Source organism: Pseudomonas auratipiscis (assembly GCF_036324085.1).
Taxonomy (GTDB): domain Bacteria; phylum Pseudomonadota; class Gammaproteobacteria; order Pseudomonadales; family Pseudomonadaceae; genus Aquipseudomonas; species Aquipseudomonas auratipiscis.
The window spans coordinates 108,922-125,355 of sequence record NZ_JAZDCU010000018.1 but is presented as its reverse complement, the minus strand read 5'-3'; the positions used below and the strand labels follow the sequence as shown (position 1 = coordinate 125,355).

The window sequence follows — 16,434 nt, the reverse complement described above, 5'->3', positions numbered from 1 at the left end:
TTGTTCATCAGCATGCGCAGGGGCGCTTCGGTCAGCCAGCTTTTGGCGGTGAGCTTGTTGCCGCGTGCTGCGCGGATCTCGACGTCGCGCTTGCGAGTACGGGTGGTCATGGTCATTGCCTCATTCAGCGGTAGGTGAATGGTGGTAAGTCTCATGATGTATGTATGAGCTTATACCAACCTGTATGTACAAGTAGGTGCAAGCAAGAGGCCAAAACCGAATTTCGTCGACAATGGAAAAGCATGAAAATATAAAAATTAGTTATAAAACAAATAGATAGAATTTCTATAAATTTAAAAGCGCACGAAGCGATGTTGCAAAAGCTGTTGCAACTTCAGCGTGGGTGTAGAGAGGTGAGGGAGATTTCGTAACATTTTTTGGAGCTGAAAACGCGAAATGTCACTTTTCTGCCATCCCAGGCGGGGCTAGTAACAGCGCGAACGCGAGTAATCAGCGTTGAGGCCTCGAGCGACAGGCGGGGGTCGCTCGAACGTTGCTTCAGTTGCCGACCTTACCTTCCAGGCGATAGCGCGAACCTGGATAAACCAGGCGTGCACAGCCAACCTGGCCCTTTGCCGCCCAGGTGCGTCGACGAATCAACAGGCACGGCTCGTAGCGCTTGATTTGCAGCAACTTGCATTCGGCGGACTTGGCGTGAATGGACTCGACCACATGTTCGCCTTCAGTCAGTGGTGCCAATTGGATCAGGTAGGCGTATGGGGTGACCTTGGTAAAATCTTGCTCTAGATAAGCCGGCGCTACCTCGGCATTCACGAAGCGCTCTTCTATTTGTACGGGCACTTCGTTTTCGAAATGCACCAGCACCGAGTGGAACAAGCGCGTGATCCCTTCAAGCGGGAAGGGCATCGATGCACGAGCGCGCTCGGGCATTTCTTCGAGCACGATCACTTCGCTGCGATGCTGATGGCCGCGGGCAGCAATTTCATCGGCAATATTGTGAATCTCAAACAGCGCCGCACGGCCCTTGGGCTCCGCGACGAACGTGCCGACACCCTGCGTACGTACCAATGCGCCTTCGATGGTCAACTCGCGCAGTGCCCGATTGATGGTCATGCGACTCACGCCCAGCACATTCAGCAGTTCGCTTTCCGACGGCAGCTTGGAGTTGGGCAGCCATACGCCGGCGCGAATCTTCTGCATGATGATTTGCTTGACCCGCGCGTACAGCGGCGAGGGGCTTTCGAGCGAGAACGACTCGAGAGACGCATTTTCCTCGTTGGATTTAGGCACGTTGTTTCCTGATGTAAAAAAGAAATTGCTCCGACAAACGTGGAGCGGAGTTTACTCTGCTGTCGCCAATACGCCTATGCGTGCAGGAAGGGGCTCTCTGCGTTGCAGGTAAACCCGCATTTTCGATCCATGAACCTTCTCAATCTGACGTCAGAACATTCCTACTTAACGAGTTGTCAGGATTTCAACGCTTTTTTCGCCTGGGTCCAAACCTCTCGACGTGGCTCCAGTCGCGCTTGGTAATTGGCCCTAAAAAGTTATGCACACCCGGAAGACACTGCGTGAGCAGCCAAATTCGACGCCCGCGATTCGAGGGGGTCGAGGACCGACTGCTTCAAAAAATGCCTTTCAACCTAAAATAATAACGAATGGGGTGAGCAGCATGTCCGTACCTCAACAAACCCAATCAGAAAGTTCCAACGGCGGCCTGCAATCCGGGCTGAAGCAACGTCACATGGCCATGATTGCGCTGGGTGGTGTCATTGGTGCCGGTCTGTTTGTCGGCAGCGGTGTGGTCATCCAGTCGGCAGGGCCTGCAGCGCTGATTTCATTCATGGTCACCGGCGTACTGGTCATCCTGATCATGCGCATGCTCGGCGAAATGGCCTGTGCTTTACCGGCGGTTGGGTCCTTCTACGAATATGCACGCATGGCCTGGGCCGACAGTCCACAGACAAGCCAATTGGCCGGTTTTCTCACCGGTTGGATGTATTGGTACTTCTGGGTAATTGTCGTCGCCGTCGAAGCGGTGGCCGGTGCTTCACTCATTCAGTTTTGGATGCCGGATGTACCGGCCTGGGCCATCAGCTTAGTGCTGATGATAATTCTGACATTCACTAACTTGTGCTCGGTGGCGTCCTTCGGTGAATTCGAGTTCTGGTTTTCTTCGATCAAGGTCGCAGCAATCCTGGTCTTTCTCTTGCTCGGTGGGTTGTATCTGCTTGGCATGTGGCCGACCGAAACCCATCACGGCTTGAGTTCGATGTTGAGCAATGGCGGCTTCATGCCCAACGGTATCGGGCCGGTGTTGACCGGTGCAGTGGCCGCGACCGGGTTCTATTTCGGGGCCGAGATCGTCACCGTGGCTGCTGCAGAGTCCTCCGACCCGGTTCGCTCGGTCGCGCGGGCAACCAATTCGGTGATTACCCGCGTGCTGTTCTTCTACGTCGGGTCGATCCTGCTGGTGGTCACGCTGGTACCGTGGAACTCACCTGCGATGCTCACGCCTTACTCCAGTGCGCTTGCCGCCATGGGCTTCGGTTGGACCGCGCACGTGATGAATGCGATCGTGTTGACGGCAGTGTTGTCTTGCCTCAATTCGGGCATCTACGCGTCTTCGCGCATGCTGTTCGCGTTGACCAAACGCGGTGATGCACCGCGGGGCCTGGCCAAGCTGTCTTCGAAGGGCGTTCCGCGTCGGGCGATCTTTTTCGGTACGCTGTTCGGCTATCTGTCGGTGGTCATGTCGTACGTATCGCCGGACACCATCTTCGCCTTTTTGGTTAACTCCTACGGCACCGTGGCGATCTTCGTCTACGTGCTGATCGCGCTGTCTCAGCTGCGCTTGCGCGCCAAGTTGGAGCGTGAGGCGCCGGAGAAACTCAAAGTGCGGATGTGGTGTTATCCCTACCTGACCTACGTTGCCATCATTGGCATGCTCGGTATCGTCACCGGCATGGCGTTCATACCTGAGCAACGCATGCCGCTGGCATTGGGCGTGGTCAGTCTGGCGATTCTGTTGTTGGCGTTCCTCAGTCGCAGCATCTGGCGGCGGCTCAAAGGCCTGCCGGCAGTTGTACCGGTGAGTAGCTAAGCGTCACACCCCGCTCAAGTGTGTTCGGCCAAACCGTTCAGTGATTGAACGGTTTGGCCGAACGCACGAGAGCAGTGGCGCTCTGTTTCGTGATGGGACGTTACGGGTGACCTTTGAGCAAGCGCAGGACTTCATCGAATACCGCGTTGTCCAGGCTACGCGATAGATCCAGCTCAAGGCTGCGGCGATAGTAAGCGCTCAGGTCCAGACCCACGCCAAGAGCATACAACTCAACATTCCCCTCTTGTTCGATCTGTCGCGCCACCTGTTTGAGGTGCAGGTCGAGGATGTCTTGCTGATTGGTTTGGTGGGTGGCGCTGTCCATCGGACAGCCATCGCTGATGACGATCAGGATGCGTCGCCGGGATTCGCGCTGCAGCAGCCGCTGACGTGCCCAGAGAAGCGCTTCGCCATCGATGCCTTCGCGAAAAAGATCAGACTTGAGCAATGCGGCAATGCTTGGTCGGGCGCGACGCCACGACGTTTCGGCGTTCTTGTAGACCACATGACTCAGCTCGTTGAGCCTGCCCGGGTTGGCTGGCTGGCCGAGGGCACGCCAACGCTTCAAAGGACGCCCGCCGTTCCATTGGCCAGTGGTGAAACCAAGGATTTCACTGCGAGCCCCAGCCAGTTCCAATGCGCGAGAAAAGGCGTCAGCCAGCAAGGCGATGCTTTCGATATGGTTGCGCATGGAGCCGGAATTGTCGATCAACAGGGTGACCAGGCAATCACTGTACGGGCGCTCCAGCTCGTGGCGAAAAATCTCGCGTTGCTCCGGGCTGATGATCAGCCGACTGAGTCGGCCTGCATCGATCTGCCCTTCGGTTTGGGCAAACGCCCAACCATCGCGACGAGGCGCAGCCAGCAGGGCGCCCAGACGCTTGGCCAGGCGTGGCAGATTGAGGCCCTGAGCCGCCAGGCGACGGTCCAGGCGCTGGCGTAGCTCGCGCAACAGATCGGGGCGCACCAGGCTGGTGGCGTCGTGCTCGCAATCGTGCTCGCGGCTGAATACTTGATAGGAAAAGGTGTCGTTGCTGCCGCGTGGATTGCCGTGGGTATCGCCGCTGCTGCTGATCTCTCCTTCGCCATCCTGATCCACATCCAATAGCAGCGCGAAGGCCAGATGCACCTTTTCGACGACTTCCGAGGCGTTGCTCTCGTCGTCGCCGAGCCGTTCGGTGTCCAGGTCCTCGATCAACGCCTGTACCTTGGCGGCAATCAGCAGGGCATGCTCAGTGAACGCCGGTTGATCCTGTCGGCAGCGACGCATCAGACCGAAGGCGGCGCCGAAGTGGCCGAGCAGGCTCAGGCGCGGCGCTTCAATGAGCATCTCCGTTTGTTCACCGGCGCGGCCGCCACACAGCAGAATCCAGCCCATTTGCGTCAGGGTGAACAGCAGCAGACCTATGTGCCCTTCGGTGTGTCCGGCATCGAGAAACTGTTGGCTCCACTGCTCGAAGCGCCGCAGCATGTTTCGCCGTGCACCGGGATGACAGTCGGCTACCAACGACTCGACGCGCAGTTGCTCAAGTAACTCGAACACCAGGCGGGCGATGGGCTGCTGTGGAAGAACCTGGCGCACCAGCGCCTGGTCACTGTATTTCAGGCGCAGCGCCAGGCTATCTGCCACGCCGCGCCAGGCAAGGCTTTCATCGTGTTCCGGGTTGGGGTGCAGGTGCGGGGCGTGGACCGGAAAGTAGCGTTCCTGTACTTCCAGGCGGCCGCCTCGATAGCGCACGCGCCGCTCGCCGGAAAGCGCCCGCAGCGTCGCCGCGCAGAGCTCTTCAAGTTGTTGCTGACGTTTCTCGCGGCGTAGCGGAGGGGTCATGGGGGTCTTCCTGTGTTCAGGCCAGTGCCAGCAAGGGGAACGCCGACTCAGCCAGCTCCTGGTCGAAACAGCGTTGGTAGTATTCGGCGACGATCGGCCGCTCTGCTTCATCGCATTTGTTGAGGAACGACAGGCGGAAGGCCAGCGCCGGGTCGCTGAAAATTTCCATGTTCTCCGCCCAGGAAATTACGCAGCGCGGCGACATCAGCGTCGACAGGTCGCCGCTGGCGAAGCCTTGGCGGGTCAGGTCGGCCACTGCCACCATTTGCCTGAGCAGATCTTCGCCATGGCGGGCGAGCAAATGCGGCACCCGTGCAGCGACGATGGCAACTTCTTCAGCCTGCGGCAGGTAGTTCAGGGTGGCGACAATGTTCCAGCGATCCAGCTGCGCCTGATTGAGCACCTGAGTGCCGTTGTAAAGCCCATTCAAGTTGCCCAGGCCAACGGTGTTGGCGGTGGCGAACAAGCGGAATGAGGGGTGCGGATGGATCACCAGATTCTGGTCGAGCAGATTGAGCTTTCCGTCGCGCTCGAGAATGCGCTGAATGACAAACATGACATCCGGACGGCCAGCGTCGTATTCGTCGAAGATCAGCGCCATGGGCCGGCGCAGTGCCCAGGGCAAGATACCTTCCTGGAACTCGGTGACTTGCTTGCCGTCGCGAAGGACGATGCCGTCTTTGCCGATCAGGTCCAGGCGACTGATGTGTCCGTCCAGGTTGACCCGGGTGCACGGCCAGTTGAGCCTTGCCGCGACCTGTTCGATATGGGTCGACTTGCCGCTGCCGTGCAGGCCTTGCAGCATCACTCGGCGATTACGGGTGAAACCCGCGAGAATCGCCAGGGTGACCTCCGGGTTGAAACGATAGGCCGCGTCGATCTGCGGCACATGTTCGTTGGGCGTGAGGAATGTCGGCACGCGCATGTTGGAATCGATGCCGAACAACTCCCGGACAGGGACCAGGCGGCTGGCAGGTTCGAAGTTCAGATCGGTCATGAATATCGCCTTTGAGGGCCGGAAAGGAAGTCTTGATTCTAGGAGTGGCGCTGGTGCGGGGGAGGGGCCAGTTACCGCAACTGAATGCGGCCAGTGGTGGCTGGCGCCATGTTCAGGTGAAAACTGGCCCTATGGTCCAGGAACAAGGCGGCTAAGGATGGTTCCGTTAGTCAAGCGCATGGCGGTTGCCGCCGAACAATCTCGAGAGGTCTACCTGATGTCCGCCGATACCCTGACGATTACCCTGGATCCGCAACTTCTTGAACTGTTCCGTCGTTACCAGGCGCACACCCAGGTCACCCCGGAATATTACGTCGACGAACTGCTGGCGCGGACCCGGCCAACCCTGCAGGCGGTGGTCGAGGCACTGGACGAAGCCGCTGGAGACCCCGAGGCGTTGGCCCAATTGTTTGGGCGCAGGATGGCTAATTTGATGCAGCCGTCGAGTGATCAGGCCAGTGCCTGAAAGCCAATGGTCGACGCCTGTTTGAAGGGCCGGTGAAGCCTGGGCTCGTCAGAAGTTGTTGGCTTCTGCGAGCCTCAGTGAACAGGGGTCAGTGGCCGATGATTTCGTTCAACGCCTGTTCAAGGGTGCTGACCGTGCGCTCGATGTTGTGCAGCTTTTCGAGGCCGAACAAACCAATGCGGAAGGTCTGGAAGTCGGCCGGTTCATCGCATTGCAGCGGCACACCGGCCGCAATCTGCAGACCGTGGGCGGCAAACTTCTTGCCGGTTTTTATCTCGGCATCGTCGGTGTAGCTGACCACCACGCCGGGGGCCTGGAAGCCGTCTGCAGCCACACTCTTGATGCCTTTGCCGGTCAACAAGGCGCGAACCCGATCGCCCAAAGCCTGCTGTTCGTCACGAACCTTGTCGAAGCCGTAGGCTTGGGTTTCTTTCATCACTTCGTTGAAATGCGCCAGGGCATCGCTGGGCATGGTTGCGTGGTAGGCATGCCCGCCCTGCTCGTAGGCTTGCATGATCTGCAGCCATTTCTTCAGGTCACAGGCAAAGCTGCTGCTCTGGGTATGCTCGATGCGTTCAAGGGCCAGGGCGCTGAACATCACCAAGGCGCAGCATGGCGATGCACTCCAGCCTTTTTGCGGCGCACTGATCAGCAGGTCGATCGCGCACCTGTGCATATCGAGCCAAAGCGCGCCCGAGGCGATGCAGTCCACCACGAACAATCCGCCCACGGCATGCACTGCGTCACCGACGGCGCGCAAGTAGTCATCGGGCAGAATGATTCCCGACGATGTCTCGACGTGAGGCGCGAAGACAATCTGCGGTTTGTGCGCCTCGATGGCTGCCAGTACTTCCTCCAGTGGTGGTGGGGCGAAGGCGGCCTGGCGGCCGGGTTCGACCGGTCGGGCCTTGAGCACCGTGGTAGCGGCCGGAATGTTGCCCATCTCCAGAATCTGGCTCCAGCGATAACTGAACCAGCCGTTGCGTATCACCAGGCATTGCTGGCCGCTGGCAAACTGGCGCGCCACCGCTTCCATACCGAACGTGCCGCTGCCGGGCACCACGGCAACAGCCTGGGCGTTGTACACCTGCTTCAAGGTAGTGGAAATGTTGTTCATCACCCCTTGGAACGTCTGCGACATGTGGTTGAGCGAGCGGTCGGTGTAAACCACCGAGTACTCGACCAGCCCCTCGGGATCGATGCTGGGATAAAGCTTTGACATGAGTGACTCCTGCGGCAGAAAAGTCAGCGTAAAGCCCTTCCCGCAATGGGTCGGGCGATGCGCCGAGTGTAGCGGATCAGCTTGTAGTCAGGAGGTAGGGTTAGGCGCAGGACTGAATTCGCGCTTCATCTGTTCACCTTTGCGCGCGCCGATCCACCAGGCGCAGTAAGCACTGACCGCGCCTGCGAACAGCACATACAAACAGGTCGTCCATGGTTGCCCATCGCTGCTGCGCATCAGCGCGGTGGCGATCATTGGGGTCAGGCCGCTGGCGAAGATGCCGGAGAATTGATAAACGAACGAGATGCCGGTGTAGCGCACTTTGGCGTCGAACAGCTCACAGAACATTGCCGCTTCAGGTCCGTAGATCGCCGCATAGAGAATGCCGAAGGGCACCACGATCGCAATCCACACCATGAACATATCGCCATTGCTGACCATCATCATCCAGAAGGCCGGAAAGGCAGACAGCGCGGTAATCAGCGAGCCCCAGAAGTACACGCGCGTGCGGCCGATACGATCGGACAAGGCGCCGAACATCGGGATGGTGAAGCACATCACCACCGCTGCCACCATTACTCCGATCAATGCTTGGGAACGTGGCAGGTTGAGCGTCTGGGTCAGATAGCTGAGTGAGAACACCCCGAAAACATTGAAAAATACGCCATCGATGTAGCGTGCGCCCATACCGGCCAGGACGTTTTTCGGGTACCGCTTCATCATGTCCACGAACGGGATGGCGGCTTCGGCATTGGCGGCTTTGACTTTGGCGAACTCGGGGCTTTCCATCACGTTCAGACGGATCCAGGTGCCGACGAACACCAGCAAGGCGCTGAGTAGAAATGCGATACGCCAGCCCCAATCGAGAAACTGAGTGTCGCTCAGTACATAGGACAGCAGCCCGACCACGCCGGAGGCCAGGCACAAACCGATGGCCAGGCCAATCTGCGGCAAGCTGGCGTAGAAGCCGCGCTTGTGTTTTGGCGCGTACTCGAAGGCCATCAGCACCGCACCACCCCATTCGCCTCCCAGGCCGATGCCCTGGACGACGCGCAGTACCAGTAGCAGGATCGGCGCCCAGATGCCGATGGTGTTGTAACTGGGCACCAGGCCAATGAGGAAGGTGGCCACGCCCATGATCATCATGGTCATGATCAGCATGCTCTTTCGGCCGATCTTGTCGCCGAAGTGACCGAAAATCACCCCACCGATCGGGCGGCTGAGAAAACCGACAGCAAAAGTGCCGTAGGCCAGCATGGTGGATACCAGCGGATCATCGCTCGGAAAGTACAACTGATTGAACACGATGCCGGCGACGACTCCGTAGAGAAAGAAGTCGTACCATTCGATGGTGGCGCCTATCACACTGGCAATAACCACCTTGCGCACAGGGCTGGCCGTGGACATGTCATTGTTCCTATTGTTGTATTTATAAGGAAGGTGAGCGCGTTTGCGCGCTGCCTTGAATGCTCCATCAGGATGCGTAGGTGCTCAGTTCCGGCAGCGCTGGCGCCACGCTATGCGGCGTGCGGACGCTGGGCTGTAGACAATCTTCAAGAATCATTGTCGAGGCCTTTTCGGCGATCATCACCACCGGCACATTGGTGTTGCCTGAGACCAGGGTTGGCATGATCGAGCAGTCGACCACCCGCAGCCCCTGCACGCCATGCACACGCAGGCGTGAATCCACCACCGCGAGCGGATCGTTACCCATCTTGCAGGTCCCGGAGGGATGAAAGATGGTCGCCCCGTACTGACGACAGAACTCCAGAATCTGCTCGTCGCTCTGGGTTTCGATGCCGGGGCGGAACTCATGGCGAATCAGCTGCTTGAGCGGCCCGGTCGCGGCCAGCTTGCGGGTGTAGCGGACTGCGGCAATGACCGTTTCGCGGTCCAGTTCGGTCGACAGGTAATTGGGCTGCATCGACGGTGGTTGCATAGGGTCGGTGGAGGTAATGCGTACATAGCCACGGCTTTCGGGGCGCAATTGGCAAACCGACATGGTAAAGCCGGAGAAGGGATGCACGCTGCCGCCGGCAGAGTCGGCACTGAGCGTACCGAAGTGGTACTGAATGTCGGGGGTGGCGCTTTGCTCCAGCACCCGTGTGAACAAGCCACCCTGGTTGATGCCAATGGCCAGCGGCCCGCTGCGGGTCAGTAACCACTGCAGGCCCATGCGCAATTTACGTAGCGGGGAGCGCAGGTCATCGTTGGTGGTGATTGGCCTTGTGCACTCGTAGATCATGCGGATCTGCAGATGGTCCTGCAGGTTCTCACCCACACCCGGCAGGTCATGCACGGCGGCGATATTGAATGTTTTCAACAACTGCGCAGGGCCGACACCGGAGAGTTGCAAGAGCTGCGGTGATTGCAGCGCCCCGGCGCTGAGGATCACTTCGCGTCTAGCCTTTACACTCAACGACTGGCCGTTCTGACGGTACTGGACACCCACTGCGCGGGTGCCATCGAAGAGTATTTTTTCAGCGTGAGCAAGCGATTCTATGGTCAGGTTGGCCCGCCGCTTGGCGGGGTGCAGATACGCCACCGCAGTGCTGCAGCGCAATCCCTTGCGGGTGGTCAGTTGGTAGTAACCGACGCCTTCCTGATCACCGCTGTTGAAGTCCTGGACGTGGGGCACACCGAGCGCTTTGGCCGCGCCGATGAAGCCTTCGGTGAGCGGGTGGCGCGCCTTGATGCTGGATGCCGAGAGCGGCCCGTCTGTGCCGCGTGTGGGGCCGGGACCCAGGTCGTTGCTCTCGGCGCGACGGAAGTATGGCAATACATCGTCCCAACCCCAACCGACATTACCGGCGCGGGCCCAGGCATCGTAGTCGGCGCGTTGGCCACGAATGAAAATGAGCCCGTTGATCGAGCTGCAGCCACCGAACACTTTGCCGCGCGGCCAGTAGATGCGCCGGTCGTTCATGCCGGGATCTGGGTCGGTGTAGAAGCCCCAGTTGTACACCGGGTGGAACATGGTTTTGGCATAGCCTATCGGGATGTGGATCCACGGATAGCGATCCGCGGGCCCCGCCTCGAGCAGGCAAACACTGTATCGTCCATTCTCGCTGAGTCTATTGGCTAGAACACAGCCGGCTGAGCCGGCACCGACAATGACGAAGTCATAGGCACGTGACATCCGAAATCCTCTTCTTTTTATAGTTGTGAACCCGAATTGCACTTGCAAATTAGAACAATACATTCCACTTATATGGGGCCAGATTTAACGCGTTGATAAGTCCACCGGCTTTTGTTGCGCTCAAACGCGGTTTAATTCGTTAATAATTAATGAATTAATTCGCCATGACATTTCATCGGGTGATTGATAATGGAACAAATCAAACCGAAATTAGCAGAGGAACTGCCCGAGCCGCTCAACGGTGAAAGCCCGGATCGCAGCCTGCGTGCCTTGCTGTTGCTGGAAGTGTTGGCCAAGGCGGATGCCCCATTGTCGCTTGCGCAGTTATGCGACCGGCTTGCAGCGCCCAAGGCGACGCTGCTGCGCATGCTGGTAGCGTTGGAGCGCCTGGGTTTTCTGCTGCGCGAAGTGGACGAGAAAACCTACTTGCTCGGTCCGCGCGCCAACCGCCTGGGGTTGTCACTGCTGCGTAACCCCGTAGTGCTGCAACGCAGTCGGCTCATTTTGCAGACTCTGGTGCGGCAGTTGGGTGAAACCTGCAACCTGACGGCATTGGATGGCGACAGTGTGATTTACGTCGATCGCGTGGAAACCCACGAGCCGTTGCGCCTGCATGTCGAGCCTGGCACCCATGTGCCGCTGCATTGCACGGCCAGTGGCAAGTTATTCCTCGCCGAGATGCCTGCGGACCGGCGCAGCGACATACTCAAGCAGCTCGAGCTTACGCCGAGCTCCGATCGCAGCATCACCGATTACGATCTGCTGGAATCCGAGCTGGAGCGAATTCGCGCCCGGGGTGTAGGGATCGACAGTGAGGAGTTCGTCAGAGGCATGGTGGCGGTCGCCGTGCCAATCAGAGCTGCCGATGGCCAGTGCCTGGCAGCATTGGCCTGCCATGCGCCCACGGCACGCAAAAGTCTTAACGAGCTGATCGAATACATTCCGCAATTGCAGGCAGCCGCCGCGCAATTGGCGCTGTCACTGGACCTGGATGCTTGTCGCGGCTGAGCCTTCCAAGCGCTCAGCCGCGCCTTCGCGCACTTATACGAACAAGCCGCTCAGGGGCGAGGATGCGTCCCCGCTGAGCCGCCGCGGCATCCGTCCCGCCAGGTAGGCTTCGCGGCCGGCTTCGACCGCTTTGCGCATCGCTGAGGCCATGCGAAGTGGCTCGCGGGCGCGGGCAATCGCGGTATTCATCAACACCCCGTCGCAGCCCAGCTCCATCGCGATAGCGGCATCCGAGGCGGTGCCGACACCGGCATCGACGATCACCGGAACCTTGGCGTTTTCCACGATCAAGCGAATGTTATAGGGATTACGAATGCCCAGACCGGAACCAATCGGTGCGCCCAGCGGCATTACCGCCACGCAGCCAATTTCTTCGAGGCGCCGGGCCACCAGTGGGTCGTCGCTGGTGTAGACCATCACCTTGAAGCCCAGGTCGACCAACTGCTGAGCGGCGATCAAGGTTTCACCGAGATCGGGGTACAGGGTTTGGCTGTCGCCGAGCACTTCGAGTTTGACCAGGTTGTGGCCGTCGAGCAGTTCACGGGCCAGCAAGCAGGTGCGCACCGCATCCTTGGCCGTGTAGCAGCCGGCGGTATTGGGCAGCAGGGTGTAGCGCTGCGGCGAGACCACGTCGAGCAGATTGGGCTGATCGGCCGCCTGGCCAAGGTTGCTGCGGCGTACCGCAAAGGTAACGATCTGCGCCGCGCTGGTCTCGATGGCAGCGCCAGTCTCGGTCAGGTCCGCGTAGTGGCCTGTGCCCACCAGCAAGCGCGAGGCGTAGGGTTGGCCGGCAATGATCAGTGGGTCTAAGGCTGTGCCAGTGCTAGTCATAGAGGCTCCAGTTGGGGGAGGGATGGCGGGTTGACGTGCAACTAGCCGCCGCCAATGGCGTGGACGATTTCCACGCGGTCGCCTTGTTTCAAGCGCAGCTCGGCGTACTCGCTGCGTGGGACCACATCAAGGTTGTACTCAATGGCCAGGCGCCGCCCCTGCAACTGCAGGCGGACGAGCAGTTGCGCCAGATTGATGTCCGCGGGTAACCACTGGGCCACCCCGTTGATTTCCACTTCAATCATTCAGGTTCTCTTGTCGATGAGGGTTCTGGTGTTCGCAGGGTGAGGGGATCGACGCGACGCTTTTAGAACCAGTCGCGGCTGCTGCGCTAGTCCAGTGCGTTGATCGAAGGCTGGCATCACGAATGGACAACAACTGGATCTAACTGCGCGCGCTGCTTGTTCTTAGTTTCTTCTCCAGGGGTGGATCGGGCAGTGCTGCGTTGCGATGCCGAGTGCTGCTCCTTCGTATGCGGCTGCCTGGAGCGTGTCTGCTGCCCGGTGACCAACAATAAAAATGCACCAGTCGAGAGGTAAGCATGAAAACAACAGCGCACGAGTTCGATGCAGTCGAAGCCCTGGCCAGTGACCGCGCTCACGTCTGGCATCACCTGTCCCAGCACAAACCGCTGGAGCAGAACGATCCGCTGATGATCGTTGAAGGCAAAGGCCTGCGCGTCCGCGACATCAAGGGCAATGAATACCTGGATGCGGTGTCTGGTGGGGTGTGGACCGTTAACGTTGGTTATGGCCGTGAGAGCATCGCTGACGCCGTGCGCGATCAGTTGGCGAAGATGAATTTTTTCGCCGGCTCCGCAGGCAGTGTTCCAGGCGCCTTGTTCGCCAAGAAACTGATCGAGAAGATGCCGGGCCTGAGCCGGGTGTACTACTCCAACTCAGGTTCGGAGGCCAATGAGAAGGCCTACAAGATCGTCCGGCAGATTGCGCACAAAAAGTACGGCGGCAAAAAGCACAAGATTCTGTTCCGCGAGCGTGACTACCACGGCACCACCATCACTGCGCTGAGTTCTACCGGTCAGTTCGAGCGCAAGAACCAGTACGGTCCGTTCACCCCGGGTTTCGTCGAGTTTCCACATTGCTGTGAATACCGCTCGCAGTTCGGTGACGTGGCCGACTACGGCATACGCGCCGCCCAGGAAATGGAGCGCGTGATTCTTGCCGAAGGGCCGGATACTGTGGGTGCCGTGGTGCTCGAGCCAATCACCGCAGGGGGCGGCGTCATCACTCCGCCAGAGGGCTACTGGGAGGCCATTCAGGCGATCTGCAAAAAGTACGACATCCTTCTGCACATCGACGAAGTGGTCTGTGGCCTGGGGCGTACCGGCAAATGGTTCGGTTACCAGCACTATGGCATCAAGCCGGACATCGTCACCATGGCCAAGGGTGTGGCCAGCGGTTACGCGGCGATCTCCTGCACGGTGACCACCGAGGAAGTGTTCGAAGCCTTCAAGGGTGACGCCGACGACCGCATGGGCTACTTCCGCGACATCAGCACCTTCGGTGGCTGCACGGCAGGCCCGGCGGCAGCGCTGGAGAACATGCGGATTATCGAAGACGAAGGCCTGTTGGAGAATGTCACCCACATGGGCGAGTACTTCATGGGGCGCCTGCGCGAACTGCAGGATAAGTATCCGATCATTGGTGATGTGCGCGGCAAGGGCCTGTTCTGTGGCATGGAGCTGGTCAAGGACCGCAAGACCAAGGAGCCGGTGGCCGAAAGCGTCGCCATTGCCATCGCGGCTGACTGCATGCGCCAGGGCGTAATGATTGGGCGTACCAACCGCAGCTTTGAGCAATTTAACAATACCCTATGTTTCAGCCCGGCATTGATCGCTACACAGCAGGACCTGGACGTGATTATCGCCGCCCTAGACGTTGCCTTTGGCCGTCTTGCCGCTAATCCATAACGCGTCAAACCTTGCGCGGACCGGCCCCGAGTTACATTGACGGGCCGGTTTTGGCGTGTCTGCGGCGTTAATAGTGGTGCGCCGGATAGTCTTGTCGAGGTGTTGTTGCTAGTCTGCTTGGCGATCGCTGCGTCAGCGGTTTGCTGGCAAGAGCATTCTGAAGTGACTGGCCGAGTGGTGTGCGGTACCAGTGCTTGTCGTCCGTTCAGTCGAGGCCGCTATGTTCCAGCTGTTCCATTTGTCCGCCGATAAAACCACCAACTTGCAGCAGCAACTGCGCGAGCAGATCGCTCAAGTCATTCTCAACGGCAATATTCCGCTCGACAGTCCCTTACCTTCCAGTCGCAAGCTGGCCAAGCAGTTGAACATCGCCCGAAACACGGTGGTGCTCGCCTACGAACACTTGCTCGACGATGGTTACCTGCTGGCCCGTGAGCGCAGTGGCTACTATGTGAACCCGGACATTCTGGCGCGCAAGGTGGAGACGCCGCGTGTGCAGCAGGATGAGTCGGTGGCCACCAAGCCGGACTGGTCACAGCGCCTGGTGATGCAACCGTCGCAGCAACGCAACATGAGCAAGCCACGCGATTGGCAGAATTACAAATACCCCTTTATCTACGGCCAGTTCGACCCGGCGCTGTTTCCGACCGCCAACTGGCGTGAGTGTTGTCGTGATGCGGTCAGCATTCCGGCGATTCGTGATTGGGCCTCGGATCGCTTCGATAACGACGATCCGTTGCTGATGGAGCAGATCAGAACTCGGCTGTTGCCACGCCGTGGTGTCTGGGTTTCGCCTGAGCAGATCCTGGTCACGGTTGGTGCCCAACACGCGCTGTACATGCTGGCGCGTCTACTGTTGCGCCCCGACAGTTTGATGGGCATTGAAGAGCCCGGTTACGTGGACGTGCGCAATATCGCCATGCTCAACCCTTCGCGGGTTCAGGCGCTGGCGGTGGACAACCAGGGGCTGATGCTCAGCGATCAGCTCAATGACTGCGACCTTATCTACACCACGCCCAGCCATCAGTGCCCGAGCACCGTGACCATGCCCCTGGAGCGCCGCTACGAGTTGCTGGAACGGGCCAATGAACACGATTTTCTGATCATTGAAGACGACTACGAAAGCGAGACCAACTTCAAGTGCAATCCGATCCCGGCACTCAAGAGCCTGGACAAGAATGACCGCGTGCTCTACGTCGGCAGCCTGTCGAAAACCCTGGCCCCCGGCCTGCGGGTCGGCTATCTGGTCGGGCCCGAAGCGCTTATCCGTGAGGCACGGGCGTTGCGGCGGTTGATGGTGCGTCATCCGGCGGCGAACAATCAGCGTTCGGTGGCCCTGTTCCTGGAGCGCGGCTACCACGATGCATTGATCATGAGCCTGATGCGCGCGTACGAGGAACGTCATGAGCAGATGGGCGCAGCCTTGCGAGAGTACTTGCCAGAGTCGTCCAAGGAACCGAGCTTCGGCGGCTCCTGCTACTGGGTCAAAGGTCCCGATAATCTCGACGCACGACGCCTGCAAAAAGTCGCCGCTGAACACGACATCCTGATTGAGCCCGGCGATATTCATTTCTTTGGTGAGCAGCCGCCGCTCAACTACTTCCGTCTCGGGTACTCGTCGATTCCAGCCGAGCGCATTCGTCCGGGGATCAAACTGCTTGCCGAGCTCATCGAGCAGATCAGCTAAGCACTAAGCCCGCCACTGTCCTTGATCACGCCACGTCGAACACCGTTCGGCGGGGGCGTGGCGTGCCCGGCTTTTTTGTGCCGCTGTCAGGGCTAACTTTGCCTGCCCATGCATCTGGACCCACTGGCTTAACAGGTGGCTCCCAACTGGTCCTATCTGCCGCTTCCTTCCGACTCCTACTCTAGCCCCAAGCCAGCCAGTCCTCGCCTCAACGCAAAGCACGGGCGGCTCGCTCGACCTGCCCCAAAACTCCATCACAACA

At 59.2% G+C, this 16,434-nt stretch carries 14 protein-coding genes; 5 read left to right on the top strand and 9 right to left on the bottom strand.

The annotated features are described in order from the left end of the window. Both V0R60_RS21770 and hutC read right to left on the bottom strand, forming a co-directional pair. Positions 1 to 110: hypothetical protein (locus V0R60_RS21770; RefSeq protein WP_330080709.1), on the bottom strand; the 110-nt coding region annotated here is incomplete at its 3' end. Between the two features lie 388 nt (positions 111 to 498). Continuing rightward, a complete protein-coding gene (hutC, locus tag V0R60_RS21765) occupies positions 499 to 1,251 on the bottom strand; it encodes a histidine utilization repressor (RefSeq protein WP_203584348.1) in 753 nt (250 codons plus the stop codon). A 382-nt stretch (positions 1,252 to 1,633) separates the two neighbouring features. Here hutC and V0R60_RS21760 point away from each other — a divergent pair, with 382 nt between their 5' ends. Then, complete coding sequence (locus V0R60_RS21760; protein WP_203482739.1) at positions 1,634 to 3,064, top strand: amino acid permease; 1,431 nt, start codon at positions 1,634 to 1,636, stop codon at positions 3,062 to 3,064. A gap of 100 nt (positions 3,065 to 3,164) precedes the next feature. On the opposite strand, the gene V0R60_RS21755 is transcribed toward V0R60_RS21760, so the two are convergent. Both V0R60_RS21755 and V0R60_RS21750 read right to left on the bottom strand, forming a co-directional pair. Continuing rightward, positions 3,165 to 4,892: a cobaltochelatase CobT-related protein gene (locus V0R60_RS21755; RefSeq protein WP_330080656.1), complete on the bottom strand. Its 1,728-nt coding sequence runs from the start codon at positions 4,890 to 4,892 to the stop codon at positions 3,165 to 3,167. Between the two features lie 16 nt (positions 4,893 to 4,908). Further along, the gene (locus tag V0R60_RS21750; RefSeq protein WP_136474393.1) at positions 4,909 to 5,889 is read right to left on the bottom strand and encodes an AAA family ATPase; all 981 of its coding nucleotides are present in this window, start codon (positions 5,887 to 5,889) and stop codon (positions 4,909 to 4,911) included. A 157-nt stretch (positions 5,890 to 6,046) separates the two neighbouring features. Between V0R60_RS21750 and V0R60_RS21745 the strand changes: the two genes are divergently transcribed. Beyond that, a complete protein-coding gene (locus tag V0R60_RS21745; protein ID WP_330080657.1) occupies positions 6,047 to 6,355 on the top strand; it encodes a hypothetical protein in 309 nt (102 codons plus the stop codon). 88 nt (positions 6,356 to 6,443) lie between these two features. On the opposite strand, the gene V0R60_RS21740 is transcribed toward V0R60_RS21745, so the two are convergent. The 3 genes from V0R60_RS21740 to V0R60_RS21730 form a co-directional block, all read right to left on the bottom strand. Then, positions 6,444 to 7,577, bottom strand: coding sequence for an alanine--glyoxylate aminotransferase family protein (locus tag V0R60_RS21740; protein ID WP_330080658.1), 1,134 nt, complete (start codon positions 7,575 to 7,577; stop codon positions 6,444 to 6,446). Positions 7,578 to 7,664: 87 nt separating this feature from the next. Further along, positions 7,665 to 8,984 carry an MFS transporter gene (locus tag V0R60_RS21735; RefSeq protein WP_330080659.1) on the bottom strand — a complete coding sequence of 440 codons (1,320 nt, stop codon included), beginning with the start codon at positions 8,982 to 8,984 and terminating at the stop codon, positions 7,665 to 7,667. Positions 8,985 to 9,051: 67 nt separating this feature from the next. After that, positions 9,052 to 10,716 carry a GMC family oxidoreductase gene (locus tag V0R60_RS21730; RefSeq protein WP_330080660.1) on the bottom strand — a complete coding sequence of 555 codons (1,665 nt, stop codon included), beginning with the start codon at positions 10,714 to 10,716 and terminating at the stop codon, positions 9,052 to 9,054. A 189-nt stretch (positions 10,717 to 10,905) separates the two neighbouring features. Here V0R60_RS21730 and V0R60_RS21725 point away from each other — a divergent pair, with 189 nt between their 5' ends. Next, positions 10,906 to 11,724, top strand: coding sequence for an IclR family transcriptional regulator (locus tag V0R60_RS21725; protein WP_330080661.1), 819 nt, complete (start codon positions 10,906 to 10,908; stop codon positions 11,722 to 11,724). A gap of 33 nt (positions 11,725 to 11,757) precedes the next feature. Here V0R60_RS21725 and V0R60_RS21720 read toward each other — a convergent pair whose 3' ends face one another. Both V0R60_RS21720 and thiS read right to left on the bottom strand, forming a co-directional pair. Beyond that, the gene (locus V0R60_RS21720) at positions 11,758 to 12,555 is read right to left on the bottom strand and encodes a thiazole synthase (protein WP_330080662.1); all 798 of its coding nucleotides are present in this window, start codon (positions 12,553 to 12,555) and stop codon (positions 11,758 to 11,760) included. 41 nt (positions 12,556 to 12,596) lie between these two features. Further along, the gene (thiS, locus tag V0R60_RS21715; RefSeq protein WP_371922242.1) at positions 12,597 to 12,800 is read right to left on the bottom strand and encodes a sulfur carrier protein ThiS; all 204 of its coding nucleotides are present in this window, start codon (positions 12,798 to 12,800) and stop codon (positions 12,597 to 12,599) included. Positions 12,801 to 13,096: 296 nt separating this feature from the next. Here thiS and V0R60_RS21710 point away from each other — a divergent pair, with 296 nt between their 5' ends. Together V0R60_RS21710 and pdxR are read left to right on the top strand one after the other, a co-directional pair. Next, positions 13,097 to 14,485: an aminotransferase family protein gene (locus V0R60_RS21710; protein ID WP_330080663.1), complete on the top strand. Its 1,389-nt coding sequence runs from the start codon at positions 13,097 to 13,099 to the stop codon at positions 14,483 to 14,485. A 220-nt stretch (positions 14,486 to 14,705) separates the two neighbouring features. Further along, complete coding sequence (pdxR, locus tag V0R60_RS21705) at positions 14,706 to 16,172, top strand: MocR-like pyridoxine biosynthesis transcription factor PdxR (protein ID WP_330080664.1); 1,467 nt, start codon at positions 14,706 to 14,708, stop codon at positions 16,170 to 16,172. Positions 16,173 to 16,434: the final 262 nt, after the last annotated feature.